The following is an 11,765-nucleotide window of genomic DNA, read 5'->3' as shown; positions in this document are numbered from 1 at the left end:
GTGACCGACACCCGGGCAACCCGGCGAACCGATGCGGTCACAGCACCAGCGGCACGCATGCCCGCAGCTCGGCTACGTCTTGTCCGCCGCCGTCAGCGGCTTCGCGATGTCCTCCAGGGACCGGCGTTCCGCCTTCACTGCCAGGATCGCCGCCGCCAGTCCCGCCAGGCACATCAGCGCCGCGCCGATCTGGAAGGCGAGGGCCGTGTCGGCGACGACGCCCGTTTCGGTGAGGTCGGCGAAGAGGAGGGGGCCGCTGATGCCGCCGGCGGCGGTGCCGATGGCGTAGAAGAAGGCGATGGACATGGCGCGGGTCTCCATCGGGAAGACCTCGGACACCGTCAGATAGGCGCTGGAGGCTCCCGCCGAGGCGAAGAACAGGACCGCGCACCAGCACGCCGTCATGGTGGTCGCGTTCAGCGAGCCCTGGTCGAAGAGCCAGGCCGTGCCGAAGAGGAGCAGGCCGGAGAGCAGGTAGGTGCCGGAGATCATCACGCGGCGGCCGACCGTGTCGAAGAGCTTGCCCAGGAGCAGCGGGCCGAAGAAGTTGCCGAGTGCGATGACGGCGAAGTAGTAGCCGGTGTTGCCGCTCGGGACGTCGAAGAAGGTCGTGAGGATCGCGCCGAAGCCGAAGGTGATGGCGTTGTAGAGGAAGGCCTGGCCGATGAAGAGGGAGAAGCCGAGGATCGCGCGCTTGCGGTAGTCGGAGAAGACCGTGCGGCCGATCTCCAGGAAGGAGACGCTGCGGCGCTGGTGGATGGTGAGTTCGCCTTCCGCGCGCGGCAGCGGCTCGCCCCGCTCTTCTTCGATGGTGCGTTCGATGGAGGAGACGATGCGTTCCGCCTCGTCGTCGCGGCCGTGGATCAGCAGCCAGCGGGGGCTCTCCGGGACGTGCCGGCGGACCAGCAGGATCACCAGGGCGAGGACCGCTCCGAGCGCGAAGGTGAGGCGCCAGCCGACGTTCGCCGCGAAGATGTCGGTGTCCAGCGCGACGATCGAGAGCAGGGAACCGCCGACCGCGCCCAGCCAGAAGCTGCCGTTGATCATCAGGTCGGTGCGGCCCCGGTACTCCTTGGGGATCAGTTCGTCGATCGCGGAGTTGATGGCCGCGTACTCGCCGCCGATACCGAAGCCGGTGAGGAAGCGGAAGAGGAAGAACCACCAGGTGTCGAAGGAGATGGCGGTCAGTGCCGTCGCCCCCAGATACACCGCCAGGGTGATCATGAAGAGCTTCTTGCGGCCCCACTTGTCGGTCAGGCGGCCCCAGAACAGGGCGCCGATGCACGCTCCGGCCACATACAGGGCCGCCGCCATGCCGGTGACCTGGCCGGAGGTGATGGGCAGTCCGCTGTCGGGCTCCGACAGGCGGCTGGCGATGTTGCCGACGACGGTGACTTCGAGGCCGTCGAGGATCCACACGGTGCCGAGGCCGAACACGATCGTCCAGTGCCAGCGCGACCACGGGAGGCGGTCGAGGCGGGCGGGGATGTCGGTGGTGATGGTTCGGCCGCTCCCGGCCTGCGCGGTGGTCATGGGCCCCCTCCTCGTCGAGCGGAACCCGGGCCGAGTGCCCTGACCGGCTTCTCTTACGCCAGAAGCGTCACGCCCCCAGCGCGTGCGACACCGTGTAGATCAGCAGGCCGGCGAGTGAGCCCACGACCGTGCCGTTGATCCGGATGAACTGGAGGTCGCGGCCGATGTTCGCCTCGATCTTCCGCGTCGTGTGCTCGGCGTCCCAGCTCGCCACCGTGTCCGTGATCAGGGAGGTGATCTCCTTGCGGTAGGTGGTGACGACGTAGACGGCCGCGTCCTCCACCCACTTGTCGACCTTGTCCTGCACCTTGCGCTCGGCCGCCATCCGGGAGCCCAGCGACAGCAGCGAGGCCCGTACGCGCAGCCGCAGCTCGCTGCGCTCGTCCTCCGCCGCGGCGACGATCATGGACCGTACGGCCGTCCAGGCGCTGGCGATGAGGTCCTGGACCTCGCCGCGGCCCAGCACCTCGCCCTTGAGGCGCTCGACGCGGGCGCGGGTCTCGGTGTCGGACTGGAGGTCGGAGGCGAAGTCGGTGAGGAAGCGGTCCAGGGCGCCGCGCGCGGGGTGGGCGGGCATGTCGCGCATCTCGGTGGCGAAGCGCAGCAGTTCCTTGTAGACGCGCTCGCCGACCTTCTTGTCGACGAACTTCGGCGTCCAGCCGGGGGCGCCGCCCTCCACGGCGTCCATCACCTCGTCGCGGTGCAGGACCAGCCAGTCGTGCGCGCGGGTGACGACGAGGTCGACGACGCGTTTGTGGCCGCCGTCGGCGACGACCTTCTCCAGCATCTTGCCGATGCCGGGGCCGATCTCCTGGGCGTTGGCACGCCGGGTGATGGCCTCGCCTACGACGGCCTGGATGTCGGAGTCGCGCAGGACCGTCAGGGCGCCGCGCAGGGCGGTGGAGAGCTCCGCCGTGACCCGGTCGGCGTGTTCGGGGACCGCGAGCCAGGCGCCGAGGCGGCTGCCGATGCCGACGGCGCGCAGCCGCTGCCGTACGACGGCCTCGGAGAGGAAGTTCTCGCCGACGAACTCGCCGAGGGAGACGCCGAGCTGGTCCTTCTTGGTGGGGATGATCGCGGTGTGCGGGATGGGGATGCCGAGGGGGTGGCGGAAGAGGGCGGTGACGGCGAACCAGTCGGCGAGCGCGCCGACCATGCCGGCCTCGGCGGCGGCGGCGACATAGCCCGCCCAGGGGCCCGCGCCGGAGTTCTGGGCCCATTTGGCGAGGACGTAGACCACGGCCACGAACAGCAGGAGGCCGGTGGCGGTGAGTTTCATCTGGCGTACGCCGCGCTGTTTCTCCTGGTCCGCCGGGCTGAAGCTCGTCATCGCACGGTTCACGGCGGCGCCGGGGCGGGCATGCTGCCCCGCGACGCCTCCCTTTTCTTCCACTTTCATCCGTTCCATCCGCTCCACCCGCTCGGTGATCCCGCACACATTGTCCCTTCCTGACCGACTACTGGAACGGAACAGGAGTTCCCGGCGTCTGTCGGAAGGGGGTAATGCCAGGGGTCCCTGTCAGCTTCCCCCGGCCCATGACGCATCATGGGCACATCAGATCGGAGCCTTGGGCTCCCATCGCTGGAGGAGAACTGAACAGCATGACCCGGGGTCGTGGTTACGCCCTGCTCGCGGCGATCGTCGCAGCGGTTGTGGCCCTTTCCGCCGCCATATATGTCGGAGTGGCGACCGACGACGGCACGCAGACCCGGAACACCCGGGCAGACGGCCGTCTGCCGAACAATCCAGCCGCCCCCGCCTCGACCGGCACCTGGGTCGGAACCTGGTCCACCTCACCGTCCGGAGCCGAACCCGGCACCGAGACGACCGGTATGGCGGACCGTTCGGTACGCAACGTCGTCCACACCACCGTCGGAGGTACGGGTGCCCGTGTGACGCTGTCCAATCTCTACGGCCAGTCGCCGTTGAGCATCACGCAGGCCTCGATCGCGGTCGCCGCCGGCAGCGGCACGCCCGCCGCGCTCCCGGACACCCTGCGGCAGCTGACCTTCAACGGCGGCCCCGCGGTGGTCATCCCGCCCGGCCGGCAGGTGATGAGCGACGTCGTGCGCGTCGTCGTCCCGGCCGACGCCGACGTCCTGATCACCACGTACACACCGACCAGCTCCGGCCCGGTGACGTACCACCGCCACGCCCGTCAGACCTCCTACGCCGCCCAGGGCAACCAGGCCCAGGACACGACGGGCACGCCGTACACCGAGCAGACCACCTCCTGGCGCTACCTGACCGCGCTGGACGTGCTGAGCAACGAGTCCGACGGCACCATCGTCGTCCTCGGCGACTCCCTCACCGACGGCATCACCTCCACCTCGGGCTCCAACAGCCGGTGGACCGACGTGCTGTCCGAGCGGCTGCGTTCGGAGATCGCCGCCGGGCGGGACGACCTGCCCCGCTACAGCGTCGTCAACCAGGGCATCAGCGGCAACCGGGTCCTCACGGACGGGCTGGGCCGCCCGGCCGACAACCCCAGCGGGCTCAACCGCTTCGGACGGGACGTGCTGGAGCGCACGAACGCCAAGGTCGTCGTCATCGACCTCGGCGTCAACGACATCCTGCGCAACCCGCGGCTCGCCGACCCGAACGCGATCCTCGCCGGCCTGCGCACGATGGTGGGCCAGGCCCACGCGCGCGGTATGAAGGTCGTCGGCGCGACCCTGATGCCGTTCTACGGGCACCGCGGCTACACGGACCCGCGGGAGTCGGTCCGCCAGCAGATCAACGCCGAGATCCGGGCGGGCCGGGTCTACGACGCGGTGGCCGACTTCGACAAGGCGCTGCGTGACCCCTACGACCCGCGCCGGCTGCGCGCCGACTACGACTCGGGCGACCATCTGCACCCCAGCGACAAGGGGTACGCCCGGATGGCCGAGGAGTTCGACCTGGGGACCCTGAAGGGGTCCGCCCCGGCCGAGCTGTAGAAGGACGACGCCGAGTACTGACCGACGACGCTCAGTACTCGCCGTTGCTCCGCCGCTCCAGCTTCTCCCGCCGCCGCTCCTCCTTGAGCCGCTGCTTCTCCGCCCGCGTCACCTTCCGCTGGACCCCGACGCCGCCCCAGAAGGCGAACCCGGTCACGATCACGCGCGGCGCCCCGGGCTCCCCCGGCACACCTTCCTCGCGGTGGTCGAAACCGCCCATGATCCCGATGCCGCGCACCACGACCTCGACGCCGGGCGGCACGATGACGTCCACCCCGCCCATGATCGCGATCGCGTTGATCTCGACCTCGCGCTCCGCGAAGCTCGCCTCGCGCAGATCGATCTCCCCGCCGCCCCAGAAGGCCAGGCAGGTGAACCGCCGGGGCATCGTCCAGTGCCCCTTGCGCTGGAAGCCGGACATCACGGCGACGGCCCACGTCGAGGACCCCTCGCCGCCGACGACCCGCGCGGGCCAGTTCGCACCCGTGTCCGACCCCGTGGCGGGGTCCTTGCTCAGCGACACGGCGGGCACCGCGACGCCCGCGCCCGGCAGGTCCCGGGTGATCGGCACCAGTTCCCCGTACGTCCGCGCCTGGTACGTCGCGTCCAGCCGCTCCTCGAACTCCGCCATGTCGAGACGTCCCTCGGCGACGGCGTCCCGCAGGACTTCGGCGACCCGTTCACGGTCGGCGTCGGAGGCGCGGAGGTCCGGGACTGCGTCGTCGGTCATGTACAGCAGCCTACGAGTTCGCCCTGCCGAGGGCTACGAGATCGCCCGCTCGGCCTGTTCCGCGTACATCTTCGCGATCACCGCCTCGATGTCCGGTTCCCGCACCGACAGGTCGACCAGCGGGTACTCCGCCGCGATCCGCGCCACCAGCGGCGCCGCCGACTCCGCTGCCGGGAACGCCAGCCACTGCCGCGGCCCGTCCACCCGGACGACCCGCGCGGGTGCCGGCGCCTCGATCGGGGGCAGTTCCCGCTCGAAGTCCACCACCAGCGTCCGCTCGCTCTCCCCCGCCTCGTGCAGCCCGGCGAGCGGACCGTCGTACATCATGCGCCCGTGGTCGATGACCATCACCCGTTTGCACAACTGCTCGATGTCCTGCAGGTCGTGCGTGGTCAGCAGCACCGTCGTGCCGCGCTCGGCGTTCATCTCCCGCAGGAACTCCCGCACCTTGGACTTGGAGACCACGTCGAGACCGATGGTCGGCTCGTCGAGGTACAGCACCTCCGGGTCGTGCAACAGCGCCGCCGCGATGTCGCCGCGCATCCGCTGCCCCAGGGAGAGCTGACGTACCGGCACGTCCAGCAGGTCGCCCAGGCCGAGGAGTTCGACCAGACGGTCGAGGTTCTCGCGGTAACGGGCGTCCGGGATCCGGTACATGCGGTGCATCAGCCGGTACGAGTCGACCAACGGCAGGTCCCACCACAGCGTCGTGCGCTGCCCGAACACCACACCGATGCGGTGCGCGAGCCGGGTGCGTTCGCGGGACGGGTCGATGCCCGCGACCCGCAGCCGGCCGGCGCTCGGGGTGAGGATGCCGGTCAGCATCTTGATCGTGGTCGACTTGCCGGCGCCGTTCGGGCCGATGTAGCCGACCATCTCGCCGCGTTCCACCCGGAAGGAGATCGAGTCGACGGCCCGTACCTGCCGCAGTTCCCGCTTCATGAAGCCGGTCTTCTTGCGTACGTCGAAGACCTTCTCGACACCGTCGAGTTCGATGAAGGCGCTGTCCGAACGTTCGCTGTCCACCTCGGTCACCTCAACTCCCTGTACTCCGGTAGGAACGAAGCCCCGCCCGCCACGCCGCCCCCGCCAGCAGGCAGCAGGCCACCGCCACCAGGGGCGAGGCGAAGGCCGCCCAGGGCGGCAGGCCGATGGGGTACGGCCGCCCCAGCACATAGGCGGCCGGGACCCAGTTGACGAAGGCGAGCGGCACCATGAAGGTCGCGCCGCGCACCAGGTCCTTCCCGAACACGCTCGGCGGATACTGCAGCAGCGTGGTCCCGCCGTACGTGAAGGCGTTCTGCACCTCGGCGGCGTCCTGCGCGAAGATCTGGAAGGCCGCGCCCGCCACGAACACCGCCGAGAAGATCGCCGCGCCGCTGACCACCATCACCGGCACCAGCAGCACCTTCGGCGCACTCCAGTCGACGTCCACCGAGACCAGCGCCCAGCCCAGCACCACGGCGCCCTGGGTGATCCGGCCCAGGCGGCGCAGCGCGAAGCGGTCGGCTCCGACCTGGGCGAGCACCGGCGCGGGCCGCACCAGCAGCGTGTCGAACGACCCGTCGCGCATCCGGGCGCCCAGGACGTCCATGGAGCCGAGAACCAGGTCGGCGATCCCGAAGGACGTCACCGACAGCCCGTACAGGAAGGCGACCTCGGGCAGTGACCAGCCGCCCAGCGAGTCGACCTGCGAGAACATCAGCAGGATCCCCACGAAGTCCAGGCCGGTCACCGTGAGGTTGCCGAACACCGTGACGACGAAGGAGGTGCGGTAGGTCATGCTGGAGCGCACCCACATCCCGGCGATCAGCCAATAGGCCCGCAGCCCCTCGGCCAGGGCATTGCGCTCACCCACCCTGGACCACCACCCGCCGCGTCGCGGCCGACTGCAGCAGCCGTCCCGCCGCCAGCAGCGCCACCGCCCACGCCGCCTGGAAGGCGAACGCCCGCAGCGGGTCCGTCTCCCCCATCAGCACATCCGCCGGCATCTGGATCTGCGCCGCCCACGGCAGCACCCGCACGACCTCGCCGAGCGCCCCGGGGAAGGCGTTCAGCGGCAGCACCATGCCCGAGAAGAAGATCCCCGTGACCATCAGGACCTGGTTGACGCCCATGCCGTCCATCAGCCAGAACACGCTCAGGGCGGCCAGGTAGCGGAGCGCGAAGCTGACCACCGTCGCCAGCAGCAGCGTGACCACGAAGGCCAGCCAGGGGGTGACCGACGTCGGCAGCGCCATGGGGAAGAAGACCGCGCCGAACACGAACGGGATCACGCCCCGCCCCAGCATCTGGAACAGCGCCCGCCCCACGTCGCCCGCCAGCCACCACAGCTGCAGATCCACCGGCCGGTACAGATCGACGGCGATCTCACCGGTGCGGATGCGCTCCATCAGGTCCTTCTCGGCACCGCCGCCCTGGATGGCCAGCGTCGCGTAGAGACACTGGCCCAGCCACACGTACGTCACGGCCTGGGCCTGGTCGTACCCTCCGAGCTGCGGCTTCTCGTCCCACAGCGCCAGATACGTGTACACGAGGATGACGCCGAAGACCGTATTGGTGAAGACCCCGGCCACCGTGGCCGCCCGATACGTCGCGTACCGCCTGAAGCCCCCCGCCGCGACGGCCGCGTACAACCGTCCCGAGCCCACATCCACAGCCCTCCTCGCCTCCGGACACCGAAGCGCAGGAGCCTAGTGGGCCGGGGAGCGGGCGGGCCACGGGTTTTAAGGACCGCTTAGGCCCGAGGGGGTGCGATCACGCGTCGGTCTGCGCCCAGCCGCTGCACTTCTCCGGCGTGCCCTCCTTGATGTCGAGGTTGAGCGTGCGGGTCGTGTTCACGCCGTCACGGTTCCAGTAGGGGCCTTGCCGCCCGAGTCCGCGTGGGGCGTGACGTTCCAGTCGGCACCGGCCCAGACGGTACGATCCGTTCCGTCCGCGTGGGCAGAGGCGCCCGTGGCCAGGGCGAGCAGCGTGGCGGCGGTGCCGGCCAGGGCGGAGCGTGCGAGCAGTCGCATCTCCGGTCGTGTCCCCCTTCAGGCGAATCTCGCGCAGGCAAGATCGCGATTCGAACAGGCGTGCAGGATGGCTCAGTTCACCCTGCGACGGCTGTACGTTCGCCCGCACGCCGCCCGCCTCCCCACACGGCTCGCGACACGGCCCTCGATCAGGGAACTGATCGCCGGATGGGACAGTCTTCATCACAGGGGCGCAAGAGCGAGCAGAGACGTACGGGAACGACGAGCGAGCAGAGACGTACGGGAACGACGTACGACGCGAAACAGGAGTCCGTGCACGACATGAGTGACGAGCCTCAGCCGCAGCAGCCGAACCCGGGGCAGGCACCGAGAGAGCCGCAGCCGGACGGCGCCCCGGGCACGCCACGGGACCGGGCTGACGACGCCCCGCGCACGGCACGACCCCAGACCGACGACGCCGCGGGCGCTTCGCGAGCCGAGCCGGACAGCACCCCGGGCACACGACGGCCCCAGGCCGACGACGCCCAGGGCACGCCCCGGACCAAGACCGGCGGCGAACCGGTGACGCCCCGAGCGAAGACGGACGGTGACGCGGGCACGCCACGGGACCGGGCTGACGACGCCCCGGGCACGTCCGGAGCCAGGACCGACGGCGGCCCGGGCACGTCCCGAGCCAGCACGGACGGCGGCCCGGGCACGTCCCGAGCCAGGACCGACGGCGGCCCGCGCACGTCCGGAGCCAGGACCGACGGCAACCCGGGCTCGCCACCGCCTCAGGCCGACAACGACCCGGGCACCGTGCAGATCCGGGCCGTCGGCGCCGGGGACGCGGCACGAGGCCGGACGGGCGGCGCCCCGGGCACGCCGCGGGGCAAGGCCGACGGCGCCTCGGACACACCCCGAGCCGGCACGGACGGCAACCCGAGCAAGCCATCGCCCCAGGCCGACAACGACCCCGGCACCGTACAGATCCGGGCCGTCGGCGCCGCTGGCGCGGCACGAGGCAGGACGGGCGGCGCCGCTGGCACGCCATCTGCCGGGACGGACGGCGAACCGGGCACGCCGCGGCCCCAGGCCGACAACGACCCGGGCACCGTGCAGATCCGGGCCGTTGGCGCCACGGGCGCGGCACGGGGTCGGACGGGCGGCGCCCCGGGCGCGGCTCAGGCCCGGACGGGCAGCGCCCAGGGCGCGCCGCGCCCCCAGCCCGGCGACGGGCCCGGCACAGCACAACTGCCCGCGGTCAGTGACCCGGGGGGCGGGCCGCAGGCCAAGTCCGGCGGGAAGCGGAAGCGGACCGGCTGGCGCCGGGTGATCCCGACCTGGCGTATGACGCTCAGCGGCTTCATCATCGCCGTCATGCTGCTGATCGGCGGCTTCTTCCTGGGCTACTCGCTCGTCCAGATCCCGCCGGCCAACGCGCTCGCCACCAAGCAGGCCAACGTCTACCTCTACTCGGACGGCTCCGTGATCGCCCGCGACGGCGAGATCAACCGGGAGAACGTCACCCTCGCGCAGATCTCCAAGGACGCCCAGCACGCGATCCTGGCCGCCGAGGACCGCGACTTCTACACCGAGTCCGCCGTCGACCCCAAGGCCATGGTCCGCGCCGCCTGGAACACCGCCCTCGGCAAGGGCAAGCAGTCCGGCTCCACGATCACCCAGCAGTACGTGAAGAACTACTACCTGCGCCAGGAACAGACCGTCACGCGCAAGGCCAAGGAGTTCTTCATCTCCATCAAGCTGGACCGCGAGCAGAGCAAGGGCCACATCCTCGAGGGCTACCTCAACACCAGCTACTTCGGCCGCAACGCCTACGGCATCCAGGCCGCCGCCCAGGCCTACTACGGCATGGACGCCACCGAGCTCGACCCGGCCCGCGCCGCCTACCTCGCCGCGCTCGTCAACGCGCCCAGCCAGTACGACGTCGTCGCCCACCCCGAGAACCGCAAGGCCGCCGAGTCCCGCTGGAACTACGTGCTGGACGGCATGGTCAAGAAGGGCTGGCTCAGCGAGTCGAAGCGGGCCGGCATGAAGTTCCCCATGCCGAAGGAGTCCACCCTCTCCACCGGCATGTCCGGGCAGCGCGGCTACATCGTCCGGATCGTCAAGGACTACCTGACCCAGAACAACATCATCGACGAGGACAAGCTCGACGCCGGCGGCTACCGCATCACGACGACCCTGCAGAAGGGCAGGCAGGACGCCTTCGTGAAGGCCGTCAACGACAAGCTGATGTCCAAGCTGGACAAGAAGAACAACAAGGTCGACAGGTACGTACGCGCGGGCGGCGCCGCCGTCGACCCCAAGACCGGCAAGATCGTCGCGATGTACAACGGCGTCGACTACGTCAAGCAGTACACCCCCAACGCCACCCGCAGGGACTTCCAGGTCGGCTCCACCTTCAAGCCCTTCGTGTTCACCTCGGCCGTCGAGAACGCCTCACGGACCCAGGACGGCCGCGTGATCACCCCGAACACGATCTACGACGGCACCAACAAGCGACCGGTCCAGGGCTGGACCGGCGACCCGTACGCCCCCGAGAACGAGGACCAGCACTCCTACGGCCCCATCACCGTCACCGAGGCCACCGACAGCTCCGTGAACTCGGTGTACGCGCAGATGGCCGCCGACGTCGGCCCCCAGAAGGTCAAGCGGACCGCGATCGACCTGGGCATCCCCGAGACCACCCCGGACCTCGCCGACGGCCCCGCCATCGCACTCGGCACGGCCACCGCCAGCGTCCTGGAGATGGCGGAGTCCTACGCCACGCTCGCCAACCACGGCCGCCACGGCACGTACACGATGGTCGACAAGGTCATGAAGGAGGGCACGCCCATCGAGCTGCCCGAGCGCCGCACCCGGCAGGCCGTGAGCCGCGAGGCCGCCGACACCACCACCTCCATGCTGCAGAGCGTCGTCCAGAACGGCACGGCCTCCGCCGCGCAGGCGACGGGCCGCCCCGTCGCCGGCAAGACCGGCACCGCCGAGGAGGACACCGCGGCCTGGTTCGCCGGCTACACCCCCGAGCTCGCCACCGTCGTCTCCGTCATGGGCCAGGACCCGGTCACCGCCGCGCACAAGTCGCTGTACGGCGCGATGGGCCTGCCCCGCATCAACGGCGGCGGGGCGCCCACGGAGATCTGGACGCAGTTCACCCAGGACGCCCTCAAGAACAAGCCGGTCACCGACTTCGACCTCAGGCTCCAGCCGGGCTCCGACGTCACCGAGGCCCCCATCCCCGAGACCCCCGTCGACCCGACCACGAGCGCCACCGCCGACGAGGACGGCACGACCACCGGCGGGGACACCGACACCCAGGAGCCCAGCCAGACCACCCCGAGCGCGCCCGAGAGCCAGACCGACGGCGGTGTCACCGACGGCAGCACGGGAGGCGAATCCCCGACCGGCGGCGGCACCGCGGACGGCGGAACCGGCGACGGCGGCACCACGGAGGGCACCGGCGGCGCGGCCGACGGCGGCACCACGGAAGGCGGCGGCACGGCCGACGGCGGCGCGGGCGGCGCTCCCACCGGCCCCGGCTGGGGCTTCGCCCCACAGGGCACGCGCCGCGAATAGGTCAG

General features: G+C 70.8%; 9 protein-coding genes. 2 read left to right on the top strand and 7 right to left on the bottom strand.

Features of this window, described 5'->3' with window-relative positions:
* Nucleotides 1–72 precede the first annotated feature (72 nt).
* Complete coding sequence (locus ACZ6I3_RS17810) at nt 73–1,533, bottom strand: MFS transporter (protein WP_469415556.1); 1,461 nt, start codon at nt 1,531–1,533, stop codon at nt 73–75.
* A 67-nt stretch (nt 1,534–1,600) separates the two neighbouring features.
* Nucleotides 1,601–2,971: a DUF445 domain-containing protein gene (locus ACZ6I3_RS17805; protein ID WP_469415555.1), complete on the bottom strand. Its 1,371-nt coding sequence runs from the start codon at nt 2,969–2,971 to the stop codon at nt 1,601–1,603.
* A gap of 164 nt (nt 2,972–3,135) precedes the next feature.
* On the opposite strand from ACZ6I3_RS17805, the gene ACZ6I3_RS17800 reads away from it, so the two are divergent.
* Nucleotides 3,136–4,473 carry an SGNH/GDSL hydrolase family protein gene (locus ACZ6I3_RS17800; RefSeq protein WP_469415554.1) on the top strand — a complete coding sequence of 446 codons (1,338 nt, stop codon included), beginning with the start codon at nt 3,136–3,138 and terminating at the stop codon, nt 4,471–4,473.
* 31 nt (nt 4,474–4,504) lie between these two features.
* Here ACZ6I3_RS17800 and ACZ6I3_RS17795 read toward each other — a convergent pair whose 3' ends face one another.
* The 5 genes from ACZ6I3_RS17795 to ACZ6I3_RS17775 form a co-directional block, all read right to left on the bottom strand.
* Nucleotides 4,505–5,203, bottom strand: a complete 699-nt coding sequence (locus ACZ6I3_RS17795; protein WP_469415553.1) for a DUF1707 SHOCT-like domain-containing protein — start codon at nt 5,201–5,203, stop codon at nt 4,505–4,507.
* A 33-nt stretch (nt 5,204–5,236) separates the two neighbouring features.
* A complete protein-coding gene (locus ACZ6I3_RS17790) occupies nt 5,237–6,229 on the bottom strand; it encodes an ABC transporter ATP-binding protein (RefSeq protein ID WP_469415552.1) in 993 nt (330 codons plus the stop codon).
* A gap of 10 nt (nt 6,230–6,239) precedes the next feature.
* Nucleotides 6,240–7,061, bottom strand: a complete 822-nt coding sequence (locus ACZ6I3_RS17785; RefSeq protein WP_469415551.1) for an ABC transporter permease — start codon at nt 7,059–7,061, stop codon at nt 6,240–6,242.
* Nucleotides 7,054–7,854: an ABC transporter permease gene (locus ACZ6I3_RS17780; protein ID WP_469415712.1), complete on the bottom strand. Its 801-nt coding sequence runs from the start codon at nt 7,852–7,854 to the stop codon at nt 7,054–7,056. Before ACZ6I3_RS17780 ends, ACZ6I3_RS17785 begins: the two co-directional genes overlap by 8 nt.
* Before the next feature lie 186 nt (nt 7,855–8,040).
* Nucleotides 8,041–8,220, bottom strand: coding sequence for a hypothetical protein (locus ACZ6I3_RS17775; RefSeq protein ID WP_469415550.1), 180 nt, complete (start codon nt 8,218–8,220; stop codon nt 8,041–8,043).
* Nucleotides 8,221–9,510: 1,290 nt separating this feature from the next.
* On the opposite strand from ACZ6I3_RS17775, the gene ACZ6I3_RS17770 reads away from it, so the two are divergent.
* On the top strand, nt 9,511–11,760 hold the full coding sequence (locus ACZ6I3_RS17770) for a transglycosylase domain-containing protein (RefSeq protein WP_469415710.1): 2,250 nt from the start codon (nt 9,511–9,513) through the stop codon (nt 11,758–11,760).
* Nucleotides 11,761–11,765: the final 5 nt, after the last annotated feature.

The organism is Streptomyces sp. NPDC041940 (assembly GCF_055589465.1).
The sequence above is the reverse complement of the archived record's forward strand: the minus strand, read 5'-3'. Positions and strand labels throughout refer to the sequence as shown.